The sequence below is a fragment of the Variovorax sp. P2_H12 genome (genome assembly GCF_056403395.1).
This window is the reverse complement of the sequence record NZ_JBFUFO010000033.1, coordinates 48,662-71,829: the sequence shown is the minus strand read 5'-3', so window position 1 is coordinate 71,829 and position 23,168 is coordinate 48,662. Positions and strand designations below refer to the sequence as shown.

The following is a 23,168-nucleotide window of genomic DNA, read 5'->3' as shown; positions in this document are numbered from 1 at the left end:
GCCTGCAACTGCCGCGCAGCGCCCCGCCCCCCCGACTCCTAGGGCGGCATCGCGAGCAGTTCGCGGTGCCCGACGCGAAGGCGGGTGCGTGCGAGCAGACGCAGGCGCCGTGCCTCCCAATCGGTGGCCAGTGCGGCAGCAGCTGGCTCCTGCTCGCGGACCGCGGCCGCGATGCCCGCCACCATCGCGGCGAGCATGGCTTGCGCCTGCGCACCCTCGCCGCCGTCGATGACCCAGTCGCTGGTCGCCAGCTTCAATTCGCAGCCCAGCGCACCCAGCCGATCGGCCGCCAGGTCCACCGCGGCGCCGCCGAGCGCCGCGCCGAAGCCCTTGTCGCGCCGCTGGTGCGCCGCGAAGAGCCGCGCCAGTCGATCGTCGCCCGCCACGCGCGGCGTCCAGTCCAGGCGCCCATCGACCGTCAGTGCGAACAGCAGCGCCTGCCCGGCGTGGCAGGCGCGGGCCAGCAAGTCGTCGAGCCAGGCCGCCGACACCAGGTCCAGCAGCGCCGACGCCGTGACGAGCCCGACCTGGGCCAGCGGCAACGCCGCCAGGTCCTGCGCAAGGTCGATCCGCAACGGCTCGACATCGGCGCGCCAGCCCGGCCCCTCGATGCCGAAACCCCCGGCCTGGTGGCCGAACAGGAACCCCTCGGTCTCGGCCCAGGCCGCGAGTGCGCGGGGGAGCGTGGCCAGCAGCAGCGGGTCGTGATCGACCAGCAGCCAGCGCTGCGAACCGCCCAGCCGGGGCGCCAGCTCGCGCAGGTTGGCGCCGGTGCCGCAGGCCAGGTCGAGCACCCCGAGGACCGGGTCGCTGCGGCGCCGGCGCCGGCGCCGGGCCAGCGCCGGCAGATCGAAGGCGGCGGCGGACGCGCCGCGCGCCGATCGATCGAAGGGCTCGCGCAGCGCGAGCCAGTCGGCGCTGAAGCCGGTCATGCGGATGCCGCGCGCTCGGCGGGCGTGAGCGCGGCGGCGAATCGCGCCGCACTGTCGGCCCAGGTCGGCAGGTGGCGCCGGGCCTCGCGCGCACCTTCGGAGAGCCTCGCCCGCAGGCCGGCGTCGTCCAGCACGCGCTGCAAGGCGGCACGCAGCGCGTCGACCTCGCCCGGCGGAACCAGCAGGCCCGCAGCCGCCGGCACCGTGTCCGGAATGGCGCCCGCCTGGGTGCTGATCACCGGCAGCCCGTGGGCCAGCGCCTCGGCCAGCGCCATGCCGTAGCCTTCGTGGAAGGAGGGCAGCACGAAGACATCGGCGGTCGCGTAGAGCGCTCGCAATCCGGCCTCGTCGCGCTCGCCATGGAGCAGCACGCGCCCCTTCAACCCCAGCGCGTCGACGGCCCCGGCCAGTGCCGCCGCGCATGCCGGGTCCATCGTGAGGCTGCCGGCGCAATGCAGCGTCCATGGGCGGTCTCGCAGCCCGGCCAGCGCCTCGACCAGCAGCGCGTGGCCCTTGCGCGGGGTCACGGTGGCGACGCACAGCAGCACCAGCCCGGCCGGGCCCGAGCCCTGCGCCAGCGCGGCGGGATCGGTGCCGGGTTCGACCACCGCGATGCGCGCGGCGTCGACGTCGAAGGCCGCCAGCGCCCGCGCGGTGGCGCGACTGGTGACGATCACGCCGCGCGCAGAAGCCAGCGCGCGCCGTTCGCTGTCGAACAGTTTGCGCTGCCGCTCGGGGGCGAGCCCGGTCTCCAGCGACAGCGGGTGATGCACCAGCGCCACCCACCGCAGCCGCTGCGCGTGCGCGGCCGCCAGCTCGGCCAGGACGCCGAACGCCAGGCCGTCGACCACCACCAGCGTGTCGTCGGCGAGGCCCTCGACCACGCGACGCGCCATGGCTTCTGCCGCCGCACCGGGGGCCGGATAGCCGGGACCCAGCGACTGCACCTCGACCTGCCAGTGCGCCGCGCGCAGGCCGTCGATGATGCGGCGGTCGTAGGCATAGCCGCCGGTGCGGGTGCCGAGATCGCCCGGCACCAGGAAGCTGCAGCGCGCGGTCAACCCGCGCGCGCCGGCAGCGCGCCCTCGTAGGCGGCCCAGGCCACGTGCGATTCGTTGAGCCGCACGCGCAGGCCCGAGAGCCCGCTCGCATGGGGCCCGAGATCGCCGGCCGCGATGCCTGCGGCGATGCGATCGAAGATCACGCGCGCCAGGAACTCGGTGGTCGTGTTCCGGCCCGCGAAGGCCGGATCGTCGTCGAGGTTGCGCAGGTTGAGCGCGCCCAGCACGCTGCGCAGCACCTCGGTCGCCCGCGCGATGTCGACCACCATGCCGTCGGCATCGAGTTCGGCGCGGCGCAGTTCGAGATCGACCACGTAGGTGGCACCATGCAGGCGCTGGGCGGGCCCGAAGGCCTCGCCGCGAAAGCTGTGGGCGATCATGAAATGGTCGCGGACATTGACGCTGTACATGCGGGGGGTTCCTCTGCGGTTCAGGGGTAGTCGATGCGCTGGCACAGCGTGTCCGGCGCACCGGCGGCGAGGCGGGCCAGCACCTCGGGCAACTGGTCGAAGGGCGCGCTGTCGGTGATCAGCAGGTCGAGCGCCGGATCGCGCAGCAGCGACAGGGCCAGCGCCAGGCGGCGCCGGTGCGACCAGCGGGCCCGCTGGGCCGCCGCGATATGGCCGACCTGCGAGCTCTTGAGCACGAGGCGCTGCGAATGGAAGGCTTCACCCAGCGGCAGCGGCACCTCGCGCTGCCCATACCAGCTGAGGTCGACCACCGTGGCCTCGAAGGCCGCCAGCCGCAGCGCCGTGACCAGGCCCTGCGGCTGGCCGCTGGCATGCAGCACCAGATCGGCGCCGGGCCGTGCGTCCTGCGGCATTGCGAAGGCCACGCCGAGGCGCTCGGCCACCGCGCGCCGGGAGGCCCGGACATCGACCAGCTCGACCTCGCAGCCGGGCAGGCGGCCGGCCAGCCACGCGACCAGCAGGCCGACGACGCCGCCGCCGACCACCGCGATGCGGTCGCCCAGCCGCGGCGCCGCATCCCAGAGGGCATTGACCGCAGTTTCCATGTTGGCGGCCAGCACGGCGCGCGCCGGCGGCAGGCCTTCGGGCAGCGGATGCACCGCTTCGGCCGGCACCACGTAGCGGGTCTGGTGCGGATGAAGGCAGAAGACGGCGCGGCCGCGCATCGCCTCGGGGCCCTGCTCGACGATGCCGACGCTCGCATAGCCGTACTTGACCGGGGCCGGGAAGTCACCGTCCTGGAAAGGCGCCCGCATCCGGTGGAACTCGCTGGCCGGCACCTCGCCGCGAAACACCAGCAGCTCGGTGCCACGGCTGATGCCGCTGTGCAGCGCCCGGACCCGCACCTCGCCGGCGCCGGGCGCAGGCGCCGGCTCGGTGCGGATCGACGCCCGTCCCGGCGCCTCGATCCAGCAGGCGCGGGACTCGGCGGACAAGACAGGAGGCGAATATGCTGGCATGCTGTTTTCAGCGCCCGCAGGTCGCGAGCGATCCCAGTGTCAAACCATGGAATGCGATCTTAAGGCGATGCCCTCGCAGAATGTGCTGCGCCGCGATGCCTGGCGCGAGGCGCTGTCCTGCCTGGCACTGCTCCTGCTGCTGGCCGCCGGCGTGAAGCTCGCGGCGGGGCTCGGCCCCTGGTTCGGCGTCCGCGCGCTGGCCGTGTTCGGCCTGGGCTTCGCCCTGGTCCTGCGCGCCCTGCCGGCCCATGCGCCGCATCCACGCTTCGGCGCCGCCAACCGCGTGACGCTGGCACGGCTGGCGCTGGTCGCGCTGCTCGCCGCCGGCGTCGGCGAGCCGCTCACCGACGCCACCGGCCTGGCCTGGGGCGCGATCGCCGTCGCCACCACCGCGGCGCTGTGGGATGCGCTCGACGGTCCGCTGGCGCGCGCCCAGGGGCTGGCAAGCGAGTTCGGGGCCCGCTTCGACATGGAGACCGACGCGCTGCTGGTGCTGGTCCTGTCCCTGCTGGTGATTCACTTCGACAAGGCCGGCGGCTGGATCCTGGCCGCGGGGCTGATGCGCTACGCCTTCGTGCTGGCCGGCCGGGCGCTGCCCTGGCTGGCACGCCCGCTGCCGCCGAGCCAGCGGCGCAAGGCGGTGTGCGTGGTGCAGATCACCAGCCTGATCGTCTGCCTCGGACCCATCATCGCGCCGCCCTGGAGCCGCGCCATCGCCGCCGCCAGCCTGGCGGCGCTGAGCGCTTCCTTCGCGGCCGACCTGGCCTGGCTGGCCCGCCGGCGCCGTCGCCCGGGCGCCCGCCCTTCGAGCCCGGAGCCTGCGCCATGACCAGCTCGCGCTTGCCCGCCGCAAGCGTCTTCGCCCTGCTCTGCCTGGGCGCATCGGCCGTGCCGGCCCGGGCCGAGACGGCGCACTACGAGCTCGACCCGAACCACATCACGGTCGCCTTCATGGTCGACCACCTGGGCTATGCGAAAGTGCTCGGGATGTTCCGCGCCGCACGCGGCAGCTACGACTTCGACGAGGCCACCGGCACGCTGGGCAAGCTGCGCATCGAGGTCGACACCCAGAGCGTGTTCAGCAACTACGCCAAGCGCGACCAGCACCTGAAGAGCGCGGACTTCCTCAACACGGCGCAGTTCCCGCGCATGGTGTTCACGGCCGACGGCGCCCGCCGCACCGGCGAACGCACATTCGAGATCCCCGGCCAGCTCGAGCTGCTGGGCCGGCCGCAGCCGCTGACGCTCACGGCCACCTGGAACAAGAGCGGACCCTCGCCGATCGACAAGGTCTACACCATGGGCGTGTCGGCGCGCGGCAGCTTCAAGCGCAGCAGCCACGGCATGAGCTACGGCGTCAGCAACGCGTGGGTCGGCGACGAGGTGCCGCTGATCATCGAGTTCGAGGCGCAGCGCAAGTGAGGGCCGCGGCGCCGTGGCCCGGGTGGGGAGGCTGGCTGCTGCGCTTCGGCCTGCCCTTCGCGCTGCTCAACGCGCTGCTGACGCTGGAGAACGTCTGGCCGACCTGGTGGGCGCTGCCGGGGCTGCGCCTGTCGTTCGAGCTCTGCATGGCCGTGGGCGCGCTGGCACTGTGGATCCGGCTGCGCGGCTACGCCGGCGTCGGGTTGCTGCGCGCGCTCTCGATCCTCACCGTGTTCTGGGTCGCGACGCGCTATGCCGAGGTCACGGCGTCGGCGGTCTTCGGCCGCCAGATCAACCTGTACTGGGACGGGCAGCACGTGTTCGAGGTGCTGCGGATGGGCAACGCGGCCGGGTGGCAGATCGCGCTGGGCGCCGCCGCGGTGGCGAGCGCCCTGGGCGCGGTGTACGCGATCGCGCACCGCTGCTGGTCGATGCTTGCGCGCGAACTGGCCTGGCGACGGCCGCAGCCCGCGATCGGCCTGGCCGGTGCCGCCCTGCTCGCCGCGTTCGCGCTGCAGGGCGTCGGCGGCCGCGACACACGCTGGTTCTTCTCGATGCCGGTGGCGCCGATCCTCGCGCGCCAGGCGGAACTGCTCGCAGGCCTGTGGTCGCCCGGGCCCGCGGGCGCGCGGCTGCCCACCAGCCCGGCCTTCGACACCGCGCTCGCGGGCCTGGGCGGCGCCGACGTGCTGCTGATCTTCGCCGAATCCTATGGCGCCAGCACGCTCGACGATCCGCGGCAGGCGGCATGGCTGGCGCCGCACCGCGCGCAGCTGGCGCGCGCACTGCAGGCCGGCGGGCGCCAGGTGGTGTCGGCGCGGGTGCGTTCTCCGACCTTCGGCGGCGCCTCGTGGCTCGCCCATTCGGCGCTGCTGAGCGGCATCGACACCGGCGAACCGGGCGACTACGAACTGCTGCTGGCCACCGACCGACCGACGCTGGTGCGTCAGTTCAAGCGACATGGCTACCGCACGGTGAGCTGGATGCCCGGGCTGCAGCGGCCCTGGCCCGAAGGCAGCTTCTATGGTTTCGACCGCTACGCCGATGCCCGCAGCATCGGCTACCGCGGACCGGCCCTCGGCCACTGGCAGGTGCCGGACCAGGCGTCGATGGCACTCCTGCACACGCAGGAGCTGGCGCTGCCGCCCGAACGCCGCGCGCCACGGCTGGTCGTCTTCCCGACGCTGGCCAGCCACGCACCGTTCCGGCCGCTCGCGCCCTTCGTGGACGACTGGCCCCGGCTGCTGCGCGCCGACGCCTACACGCCGGCCGAAGTCGCCCACGCCCTGGCCGCACCGATCTCCTGGCTGGAACCGGTGCCCGCCTACCTCGAATCGCTGGCCTATACCTTCCGCTGGCTGGGCGACTACGTCGGCGGCCGCGCGCCGCCGAACATGCTCACCATCGTGATCGGCGACCACCAGCCCATGGCGAGCGTGAGCGGCCGCAACGCCTCCTGGGATGTGCCGGTCCACGTCATCAGCAACGACGCCTCGTTGCTGAAGCGGCTGGAGGCCGCCGGCTTCACGCCGGGCCTGCTGCCCATGCCGGCCGGGGCGATGGGCATGCACGGCCTCACGCCCTTGCTGCTCGCCGCCTTCGAGGGTCCGGGGGGCGGCGCCCCCAGCGCCGCGGAATAGCGGACCGAGGGCCGGATCCGGCACTAATTCACACGACGGCGCGCCCCTTCTCTGATAGCCTTTTGCTCCATGCGCGCGCTCATCCTCCTGCTCAACATCGCAGTCATCGCCCTCGCGGGGTATCTGGCCGGACCGCTCGGCCTTCTGGTCGCGGCAGTCCTGTGCTTCGCGCTCATCGCCGGTGCCTTCGTGTTCTCGATGGCCCGGACCGAGGCCCGCGAATCGCGGAAGATGCAGCGGGCCATGGGTCGCAACACGACCTTTCTCGCCGAACTCCTCGGTCCGCGCAAGCGCTGAGCCGCCCCTCGGGCTGGCGCCCGCACCTGGGTTGACGCGCTCAGGCGGCCGCGGCCTTGGCCACGGCGACCGCGGCCTCGCGCGGCAGGGCCACCGCGTTCTTCACGGCCAGGATCTCCGCCATCACGCTGACCGCGATCTCGGGCGGCGTCTTGCTGCCGATGTAGATGCCGATCGGGCCGCGCAGCCGGGCCAGCGATTGCTCGGTCTGCTCGAAGTGCTCGATCATGCGTTCGCGCCGCGCCTCGGCATTGCGCCGCGAGCCGATCGCGCCGACATAGAAGGCCTCGCTCTGCAGCGCCTCGAGCAGCGCCAGGTCGTCGAGCTTGGGGTCGTGCGTGAGCGCCACCACGCAGGTCCGGCGATCGGGCTTGAAGGCGACCACCGCGTCGTCGGGCATCTCGGTGGTGATGGCCACGCCCGGCAGCGTCCAGGCCGTGTGGTACTCGACCCGCGGATCGCACAGCGTGACCGCGAAGCCGCTGAACTTGGCCATCGTCGCCAGGTACTCGGCCAGCTGGCCGGCGCCGATCAGCAGCATGCGGTACTCGGGGCCGAAGGTGTTGACCAGCTCGGTGTCGTCGACCGACAGCTCGGCCGGCGAGCTGGCCTCGGCCAGCGTGGCCGCGCCGTCGGCCAGCCTGACCGTGCGCTGCATCAGGCGCCCCTGCTCGAGCGCCGCCACCAGCGCCTGCAGCGACGCGGCGTCGGGGTCGTACTCGAGCAGCAGTTCGAGCGTGCCGCCGCAGGGCAGCCCGAAGCGGTGCGCCTCGTCGGCCGTGATGCCGTACTTGACCAGCGCCGGAGCCCCCGTGGGCATCACGCCGTCGCCATGGGCGCGGCTGTAGCGCGCGATCAGGTCGTCCTCGATGCAGCCGCCCGAGACCGAACCGACCACCGCGCCGTCCTCGGCCAGCGCCATGATCGAGCCGATCGGGCGCGGTGACGAACCCCAGGTGCGCACCACGGTCGAGAGCAGCGCGCGACGGCCGGCCAGCCGCCAGTCGCGCAGGGTGCGCAGCACCATGACGTCGAGATTTTCCATATCGCTTGCTCCCGTTTGCCGCTCGCTGCTCAGCCGGCGTCCTTGTCCGGCTCGGGCGCGGCCTTCTTGCCGATGCCGAGCTTTTGCATGAAGCCCGCCATGGCCCCGGTCTTTTCGGCCGGGGCCCGCCGCTTCGTCCGCCGCCTCCTCGGGCGGCGGGCCGTAGCGGCTCTGCATCTCGGCGTCGAAGCGCTTGAAGAAGTCGTCCGCGGTCGACTTGGCGGCGCCATCGATCAGGCGCTGGCCCATCTGCGCGATCTTGCCGCCGACCTGAGCCTGCACGGTGTAGTCGAGCTCGCAGCCCTCGCCGCCATCGGCCACCGGCTTCAGCGACACGCTCGATGCGCCCTTGGCGAAGCCGGCCACGCCGCCCTGCCCTTCGAAGGACAGCTTGTAGCTGTCCGGCGCCTGGATGTCCGCCAGCGTCACCTTGCCGGCGAACTTGGCCGACACCGGGCCGATCTTGAGCGCCAGCCCGACCGTGTACTCGTTGTCGCCGGTGAGTTCGAACCGGTCGCAGCCCGGGATGCATTTCTTGAGCGTCTCGGGATCGTTGAGCGCGTCCCAGGCCTGTTGCCGCGTGACGCCGAGGCGGCGGTTGCCGAGCATTTCCATGGTGGATTCCTTGTGGTCGTTGGGAGGGTGCGGCCCTAGCGGCCGGCGCGCATCAGGGCCGCCAGGCTGGCAGCCAGTTGTTCGAGGGCACTGAGATTGTGAACCGCCAGCATCGCGTCTGCATGGCGGTGCAGCACGGCCGCGCCGCGCGCCAGGGGCGCATAGCCCTCGTAGCGCAGCAGCGGATTGAGCCACAGCAGCCGGCGCGAATGGCGCTTGAGCCACAGCAGCTCGCGCTCGAGCGCCTCGGGCTCGCCGGTGTCCAGTCCGTCGCTGATCACCAGCACCAGCGTGCGGCGCCCGGTCAGGCGGCGCGCATGGCCATGCCGCAGCTCGGCCAGCGATTCGCCGAACCGGGTGCCGCCGGCGAAATCGTCGATGGCCGCGCTGGCCGCGGCCAGCATCGCGTCGGTGTCGGCGATGCGGAAGGCCGGCGTCAGGTCGGTCAGCTGGGTGCCGAAGGCGAACACGTCGCGGCGGCCCGAACGCCGCGTCGCCGCGTGCAGAAAGGCCAGCAGCAGCCGGGCATAGCGCTCCATCGAGCCCGAGACATCGACCAGCACCAGCAGCGGCAGCGGCTGCCGGCGGCGCGACAGCCGCGGCAGCCGCAGCATCTCGCCGCCGGTGCGCGCGGCCTCGTGCAGCACGCCGGGCCAGTGCATGCGCGAATGCACGCCGCCGTCGCCGGCGGGCCGCAGCCGCCGCGACGGCAGCGTCGGCACCGGCAGCGAGATGTCGCGCGCGAGCCGTTCGACCAGCCGGTACTCGGCGGCGCCCAGCGCGTTGAAATCGGCATGGTGGACCCGCTGCCGGTCGCTGGCCGTCATCGCGGCATCGAAGTCGATCTCGCGCTCGGTCTGGGCCGGCTTGACCGCGTCGCGCGGCGCCGCCAGCGCCTCGCGCACCCGCGGCCGGCGTTTCGAGGGCTCGGCCTTGCCCTCGGCGCTGGGCAGCATCTGCGCCAGCAGCTTGTTGGCCAGTTCGGGATCGCGGAACCAGGCGTCGAAGAGCTCGCGGAACACCCCCCGGTCTTCCTCGCGGCTGATCATCACGGCCTCCATCGCGGCGGCGAAGTCGCTGCGGCTGTCGACGCCGACCAGCATCGCGGCCTCGGCCGCCAGCCCGATGCGCATCGCGTCGGTGCGCACGCCGGCACGCCGCAGCGCGCGGCCGAAGCCCGCCAGATTGCCCGCCAGCTTGCCGCGGCGCGCATCGCCGAGCTGCTGCACGCGCTCGGTCAAGACGCGGCCTCCTCCTCGGGCTTGAGCAGCTCGGAGGCCAGCTCGCGCGTCAGCGCGGCGACGTCGTCGCGCTGCTTGAACAGGATGCCGGCGGTGTCGACCACCACTTCGGGGTCGAGCTCGACCGTGTCGAGCGCGATCAGGGCCTTGGCCCATTCGACGCTTTCGGCGATGCCCGGCGCACGCTGGAAAGCGCTCACGAAGGGCGCGGTGCGCAGCCGGCCGACGAAGGTGGCGACCTGCTCCGAAAGCACCGCCGCGGCCTGCGGCACCTGGGCGCGCACGATGGCGAGCTCGCGCTCCCTCTCCGGATAGTCGAGCCAGTGATAGAGGCAGCGCCGCTTGACCGCATCGTTGAGCTCGCGCGTGCGGTTGCTCGTCAGCAGCGTGACCGGCGAGACCAGCGCCCGCACCGTCCCCAGCTCGGGGATGCTGACCTGGTACTCGCCGAGGTACTCGAGCAGGAAGGCCTCGAAGGGTTCGTCGGCGCGATCGACCTCGTCGATCAGCAGCACCGCACCGGGGGCCGGCGCCTGCAGCGCCTGCAGCAGCGGCCGGCGGATCAGGTAGCGCGGCTGGTAGACCTCGGACTCGATGTCGCTCGATGCGCCATGCGCTTCGGCGGCGCGCATGTGCAGCAGCTGCGCCGCGTAGTTCCACTCGTAGAGGGCTTCGCGCTGCTCCAGGCCGTCGTAGCACTGCAGGCGCAGCAACTCGCGCCCGAGCGCGGCCGACAGGGCCTTGGCCAGCTCGGTCTTGCCGACCCCGGGCTCGCCTTCGAGCAGCAGCGGCCGCTGCAGCTTGAGCGCCAGGAACACCGCGGTCGCGAGCCGCCGATCGGCGTAGTAGCCGACGCCTTGCAGCGCCTGCACGACCGCATCGATGGAAGGGAACGGTGATGAGGTCGTGGCAGGCGTGGTGTCGATCATCTCGATGAGCTTATCCGAGCGCCTTCGTCACGGCGCGCTGCGTCAGCACCGAGATCAGGTTGGCCCGATAGTCGGCCGAGGCATGCAGGTCGCTGTTGAGATTGGCGGCGTCGATCTTGACGCCGGCCGCCGACTCGGGCGTGAAGGCCTTGTTCAGCGCGTCCTCGAGGCCCTTGTGGCGGAACACGCCGTTGCCCGCGCCTGTGACCGCCACGCGCACGCCGCTCGGGTACTGCGCAAGGAACACACCGACCAGCGGGAAGTTCGACGCCTTCTGGCGCAGCTTCACATAGGCGGCCCGCTGCGGGATCGGGAAGCGGATCGCCTTGATCAGCTCGCCGTCCTCGAGCGCGGTGGTGAAGAGGCCCTGGAAGAAATCGTCGGCCGCGATCTCGCGCTTGCTGGTGATGACCGTGGCGCCGGAGGCCAGCACCGCGCTGGGATAGCAGGCCGCCGGATCGTTGTTGGCGACCGAGCCGCCCAGCGTTCCCATGGCGCGCACCTGCCGGTCGCCGATGCCCGACGCCAGGTCGGCGAGCGCCGGATAGGTGGCCTTGATCTCGGCGTGGTTGGCGACATCGAGGTGGCGCGACATGGCGCCGATCAGGAAGGCATCGCCGGCCTTGCTGATGCCGGTGAGCTCCTTGACGGCGCTGAGGTCGGCCAGCTGCTCGGGCGCGGAAAGCCGCAGTTTCATCGAAGCCAGCAAGGTCTGGCCGCCGGCCAGCGGCTTGGCGCCGGCTTCGGCGAGCTTGACCGCATCGGCCAGGCTGGTGGGACGTTCGAGGGTGAAGGCGTACATGGTGTGATTTCCTTCCGGATGTTCAGGGAGCGGGCCGGCCTTGGGTGCTGGCGGCCAGCGAGGGCTGCGGGACCGCGGCGGGGCGGGCCTTCTGCATCGCCTCCCAGACGCGGTGCGGCGATGCCGGCATGTCGAAGTCCTTGACGCCCAGCGGTGCCAGCGCGTCGAGCACTGCGTTGATCACGGCCGGCGGCGAGCCGATGGCCCCGGCCTCGCCGCAACCCTTGGTGCCCAGCGGGTTGTGGGTGCACGGCGTGCAGACCGTGTCGAGCTTGAACTGCGGGAAGTCGGCGGCGCGCGGCATCGCGTAGTCCATGAAGCTGCCGGTGAGCAGCTGGCCGCTCTCGTCGTAGACGCAGTTCTCCATCAGCGCCTGGCCGATGCCCTGCACCAGGCCCCCATGCACCTGGCCCTCGACGATCATCGGATTGATGATGGTGCCGAAGTCGTCGACCGCGGTGAAGCGATCGACCCGCACTTCGCCGGTCTGCTTGTCGATCTCGACTTCGCAGATGTAGGTGCCGCCCGGGAAGGTGAAGTTGGTCGGGTCGTAGAAGGCGGTCTCGTTGAGGCCCGGTTCGAGCTTGTCGAGCGGGTAGTTGTGCGGCACGTAAGCCGTCAGCGCCACCTGGCCGAACGGGATCTTCTTGTCGGTGCCCTTGACCGTGAACTCGCCGTTGGCGAATTCGATGTCGGCGTCGCTCGCCTCCATCAGGTGGGCCGCGATCTTCTTGGCCTTGGCCTCGATCTTGTCGAGCGCCTTCATGATCGCCGCACCGCCGACCGAAATCGAGCGCGAGCCGTAGGTGCCCATGCCGAAAGGCACGCGGCCGGTGTCGCCGTGCACCACGTCGACCGCTTCCACCGCGATGCCCAGGCGCGCCGCCACCACCTGCGCGAAGGTGGTCTCGTGGCCCTGGCCGTGGCTGTGCGAACCGGTGAAGACGGTCACGCTGCCGGTGGGATGGACGCGGATCTCGCCGCATTCGAACAGGCCGGCACGCGCGCCGAGCGCCCCCGCGATGTTCGACGGCGCGATGCCGCAGGCCTCGATGTAGCTCGAGTAGCCCATGCCGCGCAGCTTGCCTTGCGCCTCGCTGGCCGACCGGCGCGCAGCGAACCCGGCCACGTCGGCCAGCGCCTGCGACTTGGTCATGCAGGCGTGGAAGTCGCCGGTGTCGTACTGCAACGCCACCGGGGTCTGGTAGGGGAAGGTGGTGATGAAGTTGCGCTTGCGGATCTCGTCCTGGCCCAGGTTCATCTCCCAGGCGCAACGCGACACCAGGCGCTCGAGCAGGTAGGTGGCCTCGGGCCGGCCGGCACCGCGGTAGGCATCGACCGGCGCGGTGTTGGTGAACCAGGCATCGACCTCGACGTAGATCTGCGGCGTCGCGTACTGGCCCGCCAGCAGGGTCGCGTAGAGGATGGTCGGCACCGCGGTCGAGAAGGTCGACAGGTAGGCGCCCAGGTTGGCATTGGTGTGCACCCGCAGCGCCAGGAACTTGCCCTGCGCATCCATCGCCATCTCGGCATGGCTCACATGGTCGCGGCCGTGCGCGTCGGACAGGAAGCACTCGGAGCGCTCGCCGGTCCACTTGATGCTGCGGTTGAGCTGCTTCGAGGCCCAGGTCAGGCACACGTCTTCGGCGTAGAGATAGATCTTCGAGCCGAAGCCGCCGCCGACGTCGGGCGCGATCACGCGGACCTTGTGCTCGGGCAGGCCGAGCACGAAGGCGGTCATCAGCAGCCGCTCGACGTGCGGGTTCTGGTTCGACACGTAGAGGACGTATTCCTCGTTCGCGCGGCTGTAGCTGCCGATCGCGACGCGCGGCTCCATCGCGTTCGGGATCAGCCGGTTGTTGACGAGATCGAGCTTGGTGACATGCGCCGCATTGGCGAAGGCGGCATCGACCCCCGCCTTGTCGCCGATCGCCCACTTGTAGCACTGGTTGTCGGGGGCCTCGTCGTGGATCGTCACGCCGCTCTGCTTCTTCGCGGCATCGGCCACGCTGACCAGGGCCTGATGGACGTCGTAGTCGACCACCACCGCCTCGGCCGCGTTCTTGGCCTGCTCGACGGTCTCGGCCACCACCATCGCGACGTGGTCGCCGACATAGCGCACCTTGTTGATCGCGAGGATCGGGTGCATCGGCTCCTTCATCGGCGTGCCGTCGGGGTTGTTGATGAGCCAGCCGCAGGGCAGGCCGCCCATCTTTCCTTCGATGTCCTTGCCGGTGAAGATGCCGACCACGCCGGGCATCTTCAGCGCGGCCGCGGTGTCGACGGACTTCAGGGTGGCGTGCGCGTGCGGCGAGCGCACGAACACGGCATGGGTCTGGTTGGCCAGGTCGATGTCGTCGGTGTACTGGCCGGCGCCGGTCAGGAAGCGGTAGTCTTCCTTGCGCTTGAGTGACTCGCCGATGTGCGGCAGTCCTGCGAAATCGGGTGCGCCCATGTCGTGCTCCTCAGGCCGTGGCGGTGGATTTGGCCGGCGCGGCGGACATCGCCTCGCCGCCCATCTGCACCGCCTTGACGATGTTCTGGTAGCCGGTGCAGCGGCACAGGTTGCCCTCGAGCAGCTCGCGGATCTCGGTCTCGCTCGACTTGGGGTGATGGGTGCACAGGTCGATGGCGCTCATCACCATGCCGGGCGTGCAGAACCCGCACTGCAGGCCGTGGCACTCCTTGAACGCCGCCTGCATCGGGTGCATGGTGCCATCGGGTTGGGCGATGCCCTCGATGGTGGTGATGGTCGCGCCGGCCACCTGGGCGACCAGCACGTTGCACGACTTCACCGCGCGGCCGTTGACGTGGACCGTGCAGGCGCCGCACTGCGCGGTGTCGCAGCCGACGTGGGTGCCGGTCAGGTGGAGATGCTCGCGAATCGCTTGCACGAGGAAGGTGTTCGGGGGCGCGTCGACCGTGACTTCGCGGCCGTTGACCGTGAAAGGAACCTGCATGTTGGCTGTCTCCGTATAGGTGATGGCTGAATCGGCCGATTGAATCTTGGACGCCCGACCGGGGCACCATCCTAGGCAAAACCCTAGGCGCTTGCGCGTTGCCCTCGAAATTCTCAAAATGAAACAGCTTGCCGTGCGGCGAGCCTCCGAACAGGCGCCCTTGCGGGCCCGATCCCACACGATGACGCCCCACTCCGCTTCGCCCCTGCCCGAGCGCTCCCTCACCATCGCCCAGGCGCGACGCGAATGGATCGACGGCGAGCGCGCGGCCGAACCGCTGGCCCCGCGCGTCGAGCCCTGGCTCGTGCGTTCCTGGCAGCGCTGCCTGGCGGCCGGCCACCGGCCGCAGCAGCGCGTGAGTTTCGATCCGGTCTCGGCGCCGCACGCGCGGCAGGTGGCCGAACGCAACCGTGCGCTGCTGCTGGCCGCGCGGCCGGTGCTCGACCGGCTGTCGCGCGCGATCGCGGACACGCGCTACTTCGCGATCCTGACCGACGCCGACGGCATCGTGGTCGACGTCGGCGCCCTGCCCTCCGGCAGCGACGCGGCGGCCCGGCATGCGCGCGACATCGCCCGCATCGGCGTCGACCTGTCGGAGCGCGCGGTCGGCACCACCGCGATCGGCGCCGCGCTGGCCGAGCACGAATCGGTGTGGCTGCATCGCGGCGAGCACTTCTTCGACGACACCAGCATCTACAGCTGCGCCGGTGCGCCGCTCTTCGGTCCGCAGGGCGATTGCATCGGCATGCTGGACCTGACCGGCGTGCAGGTGGTCGAGCGGCCCGAGCTGCGGCACCTCGCGGCGTCCTCGGCCCGCAGCATCGAGAACGCGCTGGTGCAGGGCCACCCCTGCGAACTGCTGCTGCAGATCGGCTGGCCGGGCAGCAGCGTGGGTGCCGACACCGAAGGCCTGCTGTGCATCGACGCCGACGGCAACGTGACCGGCGCCAATGCGGCCGCGCGCCACATGCTGCACCAGCCGCTGGGCAGCCGCCCGTCGCTGCATTGCAACGACCTGTTCGCGCTGCCGCCGCAGATGCTGTTCGATGCCGCGCGACGCGGCGACCCGGCGCTCGAGGTGCCGCTGTGGTCGGGGCTGCGCGTGCAGGCCAGGCCCCGGATGCCACGGCAGGGAACGCCGGCGGCCGCCGCCGCGGCCACCCAGCTTCCTCGGCTGCGCGATGTCGAGTCGGCGATGATCCGCAAAGCCGTGGACGATGCCCGCGGCAACGTGGCGCAGGCGGCGCGCGCGCTCGGCATCAGCCGCGCCACGGTCTACCGCAAGCTGGGCCGGGGTCATTGCTAGTGACTTTCTTACATTTTGTTGCTATTGTCAGCGTTTGCTAAAAATTGATCGCCGACCCGGCGGCGCGACAGGACGTTGACCATGAGCGAATCCAAGGCCCGATCTCAATCCATGCCGTCGAAACCCGGCCGGCGCCAGGCCATCGCGCGCCTGGCCGGCGGCGTCGGCATGGGTGCCGCTGCCGCCCTGGGATGGCCGGCGTTCGCACAGGCCAGGGCCATCCGCGTCGGTGCCACCTTCGACAACAGCGGCGTCGAGAAGGCCAACGGCGCCGGCCTGTTCGTGGGCTCGTCGGCGTACTTCAACGCACTCAACCGCGCCGGCGGCATCAGCGGCACGAAGGTCGAGCTGATCATGGCCGACGACCAGTTCAAGCCCGAGATCGCCAAGGCCAACGCGCTCGCCTTCGCCGCCGACGGCTCGGTGCTGGCGATGCTGCACCCGCTGGGCACCCGCCAGGCGGCCGCAGTCATTGACGCGGTTCCCGGCATGGCGGTGGTCGGCCCGAACACCGGCACCGTGTCGCTGCGCAAGAAGGCGGCGCCGAACACCTTCTGGGTGCGCGCCAACTACGACCAGGAACTCGAGCGGCTGATCGCCACCGCGGCCGTGCTCGGCCAGTCGCGCATCGGCATCGTCTATTCTGAAGACCCGCTCGGGCAGTCGCTGCTGGCGGGCTTCAAGGCCGCGCTGGCCAAGGTCAAGCTCGAGCCGGCAGTGATCGCCAGCACGCCGGGCACCACCAGCATGGAGGTCGATCCAGCCGCCGCGAAGATCGCCGCGGCCGCGCCGCAGATCGTCATCATCGGCCTGGCCGGCACCGCCCCGGCCTTCGTCCGCGCACTGCGCAAGGCAGGCGGCAAGAGCAGCGCCTATGGCCTGTCGATCACGGCCAGCTCGCTCGGCGCGATGGGCGACCTGGCGCACGGGCTGGGCTTCGCGATCGTCGTGCCCTCGCCGTTCGCCACCAAGTACGAGATCGTGCGGCGCTACCAGGCCGACATGCTGGCCAGCGGCAACAAGGAGTTCTCGCTGCCGAGCCTGGAGGGCTACATGGACGCCTGCGTGCTGGCCGAAGGCCTGCGCCGCGCCGGCCCGTCGCCGACGCGCGCGAGCGTGATCGCCGCGCTCGAGCACATCGAGGCCTATGACCTCGGCGGCGTCAAGATCAACTACGGCCGCGGCAACCGTGAAGGCAGCCAGTTCGTGGACGTGGCGGTCATCAGTGCCAATGGAAGGCTAATTAGCTGACCCCGGAAGTGTTGCTCGCCCCCAGGTTGGCTCACTGCGTGTAGCCGCCCACCCCCTACCGGGGGCGCCGCCCTGCGGCCCGGCAAAGCCGGTTCCGCCGCGGCCCCCGAACGGGCGCGCTGCGCGCAGCCGCAAGGCGACCACTGCGCCTCTTCGTTCGGCCGGCGCAGCCAGGCCCGCTGGGGGAACACCGCGGAGCCGGCTTCGCCGGGCCGCTGGTGTTGCCCCCGGTAGGGGGTGGGCGCCCGACACGAAGTGCGGGCAACCTGGGGGTGAGCAACAATCCAGCTATGAACTCAAGCTATGCAACGGGCGAGCCTTCGCGTGCGGAGGTCGACGCTCTCCCCGGCCCTACGTTGGTCGAGTTCGGCACCGCGTGGTGCGGCTTCTGCAAGGCAGCGCAGCCGCTGCTCGCCGAAGCGCTGGCCGACGCGCCGGCGCTGCGCCACTTGAAGATCGAAGATGGGAGCGGGCGGGCACTGGGCCGCTCGTTCAAGGTCAAGCTGTGGCCCACGTTCGTCTTCATGCGCGACGGGCAGGAGCTCGGACGGCTGGTGCGGCCCGGCAGCGCCGAGCTGATCCGGCAGGAACTGGCCCGGCTCAAGGTCGCTGCCTAGGGCCTGTTCCCCCTATTTCCGGGGTCGCGAAGGCATGCCAGGACGGGCCAATCAAGGCGCGTGACGCGGCATGTGCGTTGGCACATGCTAGGAGCGCAACGCTGAGTGGCTCGTCCTGGCATGCCTTCCCTTCGGGTTGCCGCGCGAAGGGGCCGTCTGCGGCGTTGCCCGCGCTTGCAAGGCGAAAGCCTTGCTGCGCGCAGGCGCCTTGCATCCAGCCCCTTCGCGTGGCAACGCGATCCCCGGAAATAGGGTGAACAGGCCCTAGCCCGGCAGCGCAACCACGACGGCCGACTCGTCGACGATCGCGGTGACGCGCTGGCGGGTGCGCAACGCGCTGCCGCTGGCCGCGAATCCCACCAGCTGCAGGTCCGCTTCGAGCGTCACCGAGATCTCGTCGCCGTCCTCGCCGCGCGCGACGCCGGCCACCACGCCGCCGAGCTGGTTGCCCTTGCTCCGGCTCGCGGTGCCGGCGCGCTCGATGCGCACGGCGGTCGCCTTGCACAGCGCGATCGCCGCCATCCCCTCGGCGAGCCCGAGCAACTCGGCGCTCTCCTGCGTGATGCGGGCGGCGATGGTCTGGGCATGTCCCAGCCGCAGGCCGACCCGCACGATCCGGCCCGTGGACTCGATCGCGGTCACGGTGGCAGGCAACTGGTTGCGCATGCTGGTGCGGATCGCCAGCCGCGCCACCGCGCTGCCGGCGCCCGCCAGCGCCCCGGCGCCCGCCTGCACCGTGCGCCGTGCCGCCGCCAGCGCGTCGGCGAGTTCGAGCAATTTCGCGCCATGCGAGGTCAGCGACGCGCCACCGCCGCCGGCCCCGCCGACCGCGCGCTCCACCAGCGCAACGCCCGCCAGGTTGGTCAGGGTGGCGACCGCCTGCCAGGCGGCCTTGTAGCTCACGCCGGCCTCGCGCGCCGCTTGCGAGATGCTGCCGGTGCGGCCGATGCCGCGAAGGATGTCGATGCGCTTGTCGCTCAGGCCGTGGCCGAGCGCGTCGCCGAAGCGGGGTGATGCCATGCGCGGATTGTGCCGGCTGGCCTACACTCGCGCTATTCCATTCATGAATAGCGAACCACGCCAGACCTCGACCGCCATGAAAACCAGCCGCTCCCCCCGCCTGATCGCCACCGGCCTCCTCGCCTTCTGCTTGTCGCTCTGCAGCCACGCGGGCGAAGTGCAGGTGGCCGTCGCGGCCAACTTCTTCGGACCGATGAAGGTGCTGGCCGCCGATTTCGAGAAGGCGACCGGCCACAGGGCGGTGCTGTCCTCCGGCGCCACCGGCAAGTTCTACGCCCAGATCCAGGGCGGCGCGCCCTTCGACGTCTTTCTCGCCGCCGACGACGAGACGCCGGCCCGGCTCGACAAGGACGGCGCCACGGTGGCCGGCAGCCGCTTCACCTATGCCACCGGCAAGCTGGTGCTGTGGTCCGCGAATCCCGACCTGGTCGACGGCAAGGGCGAGGTGCTGCGCACCGCCAGGTTCGCCCACCTCGCGCTCGCCGCGCCCAAGCTCGCGCCCTACGGCGCGGCCGCAGTGCAGACGATCACGCGGCTCGGCCTGCTGGCCCAGCTCGAACCGAAGTTCGTGCAGGGCGAGAGCATCGGCCAGACCTACAGCTTCATCTCCACCGGCAACGCGGAGCTCGGCTTCGTGGCGCTGTCGCAGGTCTGGGAAGCCGGCAAGATCAAGACCGGCTCGGCCTGGATCGTGCCGGCCGAGCTGCACAGCCCGATCCGCCAGGACGCGGTGCTGCTGGGCCGTGCCAGGGACAACGCCGCGGCCTCGGCCTTGATGGGGTTCCTCAAGACCGAGGGCGCGAAGACGGTGATCCGCTCCTTCGGCTACGACGTCTGAGGCCCACGCAACGATGCCGTCCGCCGCCGACCTGGGCGCCGTCACGCTGACGCTGAAGCTGGCCTCGGTCACGACGCTGGTCCTGCTGCTGCTGGGCACGCCGCTGGCCTGGTGGCTGGCACGCACCCGCTCGGCCTGGAAAGGTCCGATCGGCGCGATGGTGGCGCTGCCGCTGGTGCTGCCGCCCTCGGTGCTGGGCTTCTACTTCCTGGTGTCGATGGGCCCCAACGGGCCGCTCGGTGCGCTCACCCAGTGGCTGGGCCTGGGCCTGCTCCCCTTCACCTTCACGGGGCTGGTGGTCGGCTCGATGGTCTATTCGATGCCCTTCGTGGTGCAGCCGATCCAGAACGCCTTCGAGGCCATCGGCGAGCCGGCGCTCGAAGCCGCCGCCACGCTGCGGGCCTCGCCGCTCGACACTTTCTTCAGCGTGGTGCTGCCGCTGGCGCGCCCGGGCTACCTGACCGCCATCGTGATGGGCTTCGCCCACACCGTGGGCGAGTTCGGCGTGGTGCTGATGATCGGCGGCAACATCCCCGACAAGACGCGCGTGATCTCGGTGCAGATCTACGACCATGTGGAGGCCCTCGAGTACACGCAGGCTCATTGGCTCGCGGCCGGCATGGTGGTGTTCTCGTTCCTGGTCCTGCTGGCGCTGTATGCGCTCAATCCGACGGGACGGCGGCGATGAGGGCGCCGCCATCCGAAGGCCTGCGGCTGCGCCTCGCGGTCGACTTTCCCGCCTTCTCGCTGCAGGTCGACCTGGACCTGCCCGGCCGCGGCGTGACCGCGCTGTCCGGCCCTTCGGGCTGCGGCAAGACCACCTGCCTGCGCGCCGTCGCGGGGCTGCAGCGCGCGCCGGGCGCCCTGGTCTCGGTCAATGGCGAGCGCTGGCAGGACGACGACTGCGCCATCTTCCTGCCGACGCACCGGCGGCCGCTGGGCTACGTGTTCCAGGAGACGCGACTCTTCACCCACCTGGACGTGCGGCGCAACCTCGAATACGGGATGAAGCGGGTGGCGCCGGCGCTGCGCCGGGTCTCGCTCGCGCAGGCGGTCGAACTGCTGGGCATCGGCCCGCTGCTGGCGCGCCGGCCCGACACGCTGTCGGGCGGCGAGCGCCAGCGCGTGGGCATCGCACGCGCCCTGGCGACCAGCCCGAAGCTGCTGCTGATGGACGAGCCGCTGGCCTCGCTCGACCTGGCGCGCAAGCGCGAGGTCCTGCCTTACCTCGAACGGCTGCACGCCGAACTCGACATCCCAGTGCTCTATGTCAGCCACTCGCCCGACGAGGTCGCGCGGCTGGCCGACCACCTGGTCCTGCTGGACGCCGGGCGCGTGATCGCCAGCGGGCCGACCCATGCGCTGATGACCCGCCTCGACCTGCCGCTGGCGCACGGCGACGCCGCCGGATCGGTGATCGAGGCCGTGGTCGCGAGCGTCGACGCGGCCTATGGCCTGGTCCAGGTCGACTTCTCGGGCGGCACGCTGAGCCTGCCGCACAGCGGGGTCGGCGTCGGCCAGCGCGTGCGCGTGCGCGTCCAGGCCCGCGACGTCAGCCTGACGCTGCGGCCGCAGGAGGGAACCAGCGTGCTCAACATCCTGCCCGCGACGATCACGGACCTCGCCGACGACGGGCCGGCGCAGCGGATGGTCGGACTCGATGTCGGCGGCGTGCGAATGCTGGCGCGCATCACGCGCAAGTCGGCCGACCTGCTCGAGCTGGCCGTCGGCATGGGCGTCCATGCGCAGGTCAAGGGCGTGGCGATCGTGGAGTGAGCGGGGGGAGCCCCGTTCAGCCCTTGTCCGCCTTGCCGGCCGCGTTCGCCAGCTTGCTGAGCATCCTGTCGACGATCCACGGCTGCCGGTCCTGGTCTTCCGCGCGCTCCTTTCGGCGAATCGCGTTGCGAACCGCGATGGAGCCGACATAGCGGATCGGCTCGGGCGGGAAATGCCCCAGCGGCCCCTGCGTCAAGGGGCTGCGGGTCCACGCATTGTCCTGGTCCAGCAGCATGGAGGAAAGGATCTGGCCGCCCATGTAGCTGGGGCCGACCCCGTTGCCGGAATAGCCGAAGCCGTAGCAGATGTGGGGCGCGCCATCGAGCTTGCCGAAGAAGGGAAAGCCGGTGACGGACCGGTCCGACGGCCCGTTCCAGCTGGCCGTGATCGGCGTCTCGCGCAAGGCCGGAAAGAACGAATGCAGCGCGCGCGTCAGCTCCGCCTCGTAGGGCGAACGCTGGTCGAAGACCGGCGCGATGCGGCCGCCCCAGGCGAAAGTGTTGCCGCCCTTGCCCAGCATGATCCGGCCGTCGACCGTGCTTCGGTAGTAGTAGACGAAGGTCCTTGAATCGAGCACCGAGACGCCGCTGTCGAGGCCGATCTCGCGCAGCAGGTCGGGGCACTTTTCGGTGATCACCATGTCGCTCGACACGACCGCGATGGTTCGCTCGAACTGCGGCAGGCTGCGTGCCATCCAGGCATTGAGGGCCAGCACCAGCTTCTTTGCTTCGATGCTGCCGCAAGGCGTGCGCACGACGACCGGACGGCCGCGGCTGAAGTCCAGCATCGGGCTGCGTTCGTAGATGCGGATGCCCATGGCGAGTGCGGCGCGGCGCAGGCCGCGCACGAGCTTGCCGGGATGCACCGTGGCGGCGATGGGCGAGTACACGCCCGCGAGGTTGCGGGCCGACCCGGAGCGGCGCGCCACCTCTTCGGGCGGCAGCGCGCGGTAGGAGTGGATGCCGCAGTCCTCCAGCGCCCGCATCACCGGATCGAGGGTGCCGACCTGGGCTTGCGAGGTCGCGGTGTAGAGCGTGCCGTCCTGCCGCAACTCGGCGTCGATGCCGTGCGCGCGACAGAAGTCCGCGATGTGGTCGACCACCGCTTCCGAGGCCTTGACGAGGCGGATCGCCTCGGCCTCGCCGAAGAGCCGTCGCAAGGTGAAGAACTTCGCCGACCAGGTGAGCAGGCAACCGCCGTTGCGCCCGCTGGCGCCGGCGCCGCACAGGTCGCTCTCGATGAGTGCGATGTCCAGCGACGGATCCTGCTGCTTGGCCTGGATCGCGGTCCAGAGGCCGGTAAAGCCACCGCCGACGATGCAGACATCGGCACGCTGCGCCCCTTGCAAGGCAGGCGCCAGGTCGCCGTCGTTGAAGAGCGCCTGCTCGATCCAGAAGGGCCGCATGGCAGGGCAGGCCCTAGGCCGCGACGCGCCGATGCTCGGCGGCGCAGATTTCCAGGTGGCGGACGAAATGCGCGAGAGCGGGCATGTCGGCATCGGCCGATTTCGCGCGGTCGTCCCAGCGCCGCAGCTCGACCGCATCGCCGGCAAAGGGCAAGGCCTCGAAGGCCGCCGCCTGCGCCTCGCTGAAGACGCCGCCCTGCAGCGCCAGGCTGCGCTTCGAGTCGGGCGACAGCGCCTCGAGATAGCCTGGCTCGCGGGCGCACAGGAAGCGCTTGGCATCCACGTGCAGCCGGATCGGCTCCAGCGTCGCCGGGCCGAACAGGGCGCGCAGGAAAGGCAGGCAGCGGTACTGGTGCAGGTCGTCCAGGCCCTGCTGCGTCGGCGTGCCGCCGAAATCGTGCAGCAGATGACCCAGGTCGTGCAGCAGGGACGCCGCGATCAGCGCGCTGCCGGCACCGGCCTGCTCGGCCAGGTGGGCGGACTGCAGCGCATGCTCGAGCTGCGTCACGGGCTCGCCGTCGTACTGGGCATCGCCCTTCGATTCGAACAGGCCGACGATGTCGGAAATGGTGAGGCTCATGG

The 23,168-nt window shown here is 71.2% G+C and carries 23 protein-coding genes and 1 pseudogene; 10 read left to right on the top strand and 14 right to left on the bottom strand.

All coding sequences use genetic code 11. The features are described from left to right. Positions 1 to 38 precede the first annotated feature (38 nt). The 4 genes from AC1DYK_RS24470 to AC1DYK_RS24455 are packed head-to-tail and all read right to left on the bottom strand — an operon-like array spanning position 39 to position 3,398. Positions 39 to 932, bottom strand: coding sequence for a class I SAM-dependent methyltransferase (locus tag AC1DYK_RS24470; protein ID WP_478168735.1), 894 nt, complete (start codon positions 930 to 932; stop codon positions 39 to 41). Continuing rightward, positions 929 to 1,993 carry a glycosyltransferase family 4 protein gene (locus AC1DYK_RS24465; RefSeq protein WP_478168640.1) on the bottom strand — a complete coding sequence of 355 codons (1,065 nt, stop codon included), beginning with the start codon at positions 1,991 to 1,993 and terminating at the stop codon, positions 929 to 931. Before AC1DYK_RS24465 ends, AC1DYK_RS24470 begins: the two co-directional genes overlap by 4 nt. Beyond that, positions 1,990 to 2,403, bottom strand: a complete 414-nt coding sequence (locus AC1DYK_RS24460; RefSeq protein WP_478168639.1) for a 6-pyruvoyl trahydropterin synthase family protein — start codon at positions 2,401 to 2,403, stop codon at positions 1,990 to 1,992. Before AC1DYK_RS24460 ends, AC1DYK_RS24465 begins: the two co-directional genes overlap by 4 nt. A 20-nt stretch (positions 2,404 to 2,423) precedes the next feature. Continuing rightward, positions 2,424 to 3,398, bottom strand: coding sequence for a zinc-dependent alcohol dehydrogenase (locus AC1DYK_RS24455; RefSeq protein WP_478168638.1), 975 nt, complete (start codon positions 3,396 to 3,398; stop codon positions 2,424 to 2,426). Between the two features lie 70 nt (positions 3,399 to 3,468). Here AC1DYK_RS24455 and AC1DYK_RS24450 point away from each other — a divergent pair, with 70 nt between their 5' ends. From AC1DYK_RS24450 to AC1DYK_RS24435, 4 genes are all read left to right on the top strand, one after another. Further along, positions 3,469 to 4,251, top strand: coding sequence for a CDP-alcohol phosphatidyltransferase family protein (locus AC1DYK_RS24450; RefSeq protein WP_478168637.1), 783 nt, complete (start codon positions 3,469 to 3,471; stop codon positions 4,249 to 4,251). Continuing rightward, entirely contained in the window at positions 4,248 to 4,844 is a 597-nt protein-coding gene (locus tag AC1DYK_RS24445; protein ID WP_478168636.1) for a YceI family protein, read from the top strand. The genes AC1DYK_RS24450 and AC1DYK_RS24445 overlap by 4 nt, the downstream gene beginning before the upstream one ends. Next, a complete protein-coding gene (locus tag AC1DYK_RS24440; protein WP_478168635.1) occupies positions 4,841 to 6,484 on the top strand; it encodes an alkaline phosphatase family protein in 1,644 nt (547 codons plus the stop codon). Before AC1DYK_RS24445 ends, AC1DYK_RS24440 begins: the two co-directional genes overlap by 4 nt. Positions 6,485 to 6,553: 69 nt before the next feature. After that, on the top strand, positions 6,554 to 6,781 hold the full coding sequence (locus AC1DYK_RS24435) for a hypothetical protein (protein WP_478168634.1): 228 nt from the start codon (positions 6,554 to 6,556) through the stop codon (positions 6,779 to 6,781). A 40-nt stretch (positions 6,782 to 6,821) separates the two neighbouring features. Here AC1DYK_RS24435 and AC1DYK_RS24430 read toward each other — a convergent pair whose 3' ends face one another. The 7 genes and pseudogenes from AC1DYK_RS24430 to AC1DYK_RS24400 form a co-directional block, all read right to left on the bottom strand. Next, positions 6,822 to 7,826 (bottom strand): XdhC family protein, encoded by a 1,005-nt coding sequence (locus AC1DYK_RS24430; RefSeq protein WP_478089149.1) that lies wholly within the window; start codon positions 7,824 to 7,826, stop codon positions 6,822 to 6,824. Positions 7,827 to 8,066: 240 nt separating this feature from the next. After that, positions 8,067 to 8,435 (bottom strand): annotated as a pseudogene (locus tag AC1DYK_RS24425) (CoxG family protein); the annotation flags it as partial. A 41-nt stretch (positions 8,436 to 8,476) separates the two neighbouring features. After that, on the bottom strand, positions 8,477 to 9,682 hold the full coding sequence (locus AC1DYK_RS24420; protein ID WP_478168633.1) for a vWA domain-containing protein: 1,206 nt from the start codon (positions 9,680 to 9,682) through the stop codon (positions 8,477 to 8,479). After that, positions 9,679 to 10,611, bottom strand: coding sequence for an AAA family ATPase (locus AC1DYK_RS24415; RefSeq protein ID WP_478089146.1), 933 nt, complete (start codon positions 10,609 to 10,611; stop codon positions 9,679 to 9,681). Before AC1DYK_RS24415 ends, AC1DYK_RS24420 begins: the two co-directional genes overlap by 4 nt. Positions 10,612 to 10,621: 10 nt before the next feature. Continuing rightward, positions 10,622 to 11,413 carry an FAD binding domain-containing protein gene (locus AC1DYK_RS24410; RefSeq protein ID WP_478168632.1) on the bottom strand — a complete coding sequence of 264 codons (792 nt, stop codon included), beginning with the start codon at positions 11,411 to 11,413 and terminating at the stop codon, positions 10,622 to 10,624. Positions 11,414 to 11,435: 22 nt separating this feature from the next. After that, positions 11,436 to 13,868, bottom strand: coding sequence for a xanthine dehydrogenase family protein molybdopterin-binding subunit (locus tag AC1DYK_RS24405; protein WP_478168631.1), 2,433 nt, complete (start codon positions 13,866 to 13,868; stop codon positions 11,436 to 11,438). Between the two features lie 10 nt (positions 13,869 to 13,878). Beyond that, a complete protein-coding gene (locus tag AC1DYK_RS24400) occupies positions 13,879 to 14,373 on the bottom strand; it encodes a (2Fe-2S)-binding protein (protein ID WP_478093079.1) in 495 nt (164 codons plus the stop codon). 181 nt (positions 14,374 to 14,554) lie between these two features. On the opposite strand from AC1DYK_RS24400, the gene AC1DYK_RS24395 reads away from it, so the two are divergent. The 3 genes from AC1DYK_RS24395 to AC1DYK_RS24385 all read left to right on the top strand — a co-directional run bounded on the left by AC1DYK_RS24395 (position 14,555) and on the right by AC1DYK_RS24385 (position 17,547). Continuing rightward, positions 14,555 to 15,679, top strand: coding sequence for a helix-turn-helix domain-containing protein (locus AC1DYK_RS24395; protein WP_478168630.1), 1,125 nt, complete (start codon positions 14,555 to 14,557; stop codon positions 15,677 to 15,679). 81 nt (positions 15,680 to 15,760) lie between these two features. After that, positions 15,761 to 16,930, top strand: coding sequence for an ABC transporter substrate-binding protein (locus tag AC1DYK_RS24390; RefSeq protein WP_478168629.1), 1,170 nt, complete (start codon positions 15,761 to 15,763; stop codon positions 16,928 to 16,930). Between the two features lie 290 nt (positions 16,931 to 17,220). After that, on the top strand, positions 17,221 to 17,547 hold the full coding sequence (locus AC1DYK_RS24385; RefSeq protein ID WP_478168628.1) for a thioredoxin family protein: 327 nt from the start codon (positions 17,221 to 17,223) through the stop codon (positions 17,545 to 17,547). A 264-nt stretch (positions 17,548 to 17,811) separates the two neighbouring features. Here AC1DYK_RS24385 and AC1DYK_RS24380 read toward each other — a convergent pair whose 3' ends face one another. After that, entirely contained in the window at positions 17,812 to 18,567 is a 756-nt protein-coding gene (locus AC1DYK_RS24380) for a TOBE-like domain-containing protein (RefSeq protein WP_478168627.1), read from the bottom strand. A gap of 43 nt (positions 18,568 to 18,610) precedes the next feature. Between AC1DYK_RS24380 and modA the strand changes: the two genes are divergently transcribed. The 3 genes from modA to modC are packed head-to-tail and all read left to right on the top strand — an operon-like array spanning position 18,611 to position 21,181. After that, positions 18,611 to 19,405 (top strand): molybdate ABC transporter substrate-binding protein, encoded by a 795-nt coding sequence (modA, locus tag AC1DYK_RS24375; RefSeq protein WP_478168626.1) that lies wholly within the window; start codon positions 18,611 to 18,613, stop codon positions 19,403 to 19,405. A gap of 13 nt (positions 19,406 to 19,418) precedes the next feature. Next, on the top strand, positions 19,419 to 20,093 hold the full coding sequence (modB, locus tag AC1DYK_RS24370) for a molybdate ABC transporter permease subunit (protein WP_478168625.1): 675 nt from the start codon (positions 19,419 to 19,421) through the stop codon (positions 20,091 to 20,093). Further along, on the top strand, positions 20,090 to 21,181 hold the full coding sequence (gene modC / locus AC1DYK_RS24365) for a molybdenum ABC transporter ATP-binding protein (RefSeq protein WP_478168624.1): 1,092 nt from the start codon (positions 20,090 to 20,092) through the stop codon (positions 21,179 to 21,181). Before modB ends, modC begins: the two co-directional genes overlap by 4 nt. A 16-nt stretch (positions 21,182 to 21,197) precedes the next feature. On the opposite strand, the gene AC1DYK_RS24360 is transcribed toward modC, so the two are convergent. Together AC1DYK_RS24360 and AC1DYK_RS24355 are read right to left on the bottom strand one after the other, a co-directional pair. Then, positions 21,198 to 22,586 carry an FAD-dependent oxidoreductase gene (locus AC1DYK_RS24360; RefSeq protein WP_478168623.1) on the bottom strand — a complete coding sequence of 463 codons (1,389 nt, stop codon included), beginning with the start codon at positions 22,584 to 22,586 and terminating at the stop codon, positions 21,198 to 21,200. A gap of 13 nt (positions 22,587 to 22,599) precedes the next feature. Then, entirely contained in the window at positions 22,600 to 23,166 is a 567-nt protein-coding gene (locus AC1DYK_RS24355; protein WP_478168622.1) for a phosphonate degradation HD-domain oxygenase, read from the bottom strand. Between the last annotated feature and the right edge of the window lie 2 nt (positions 23,167 to 23,168).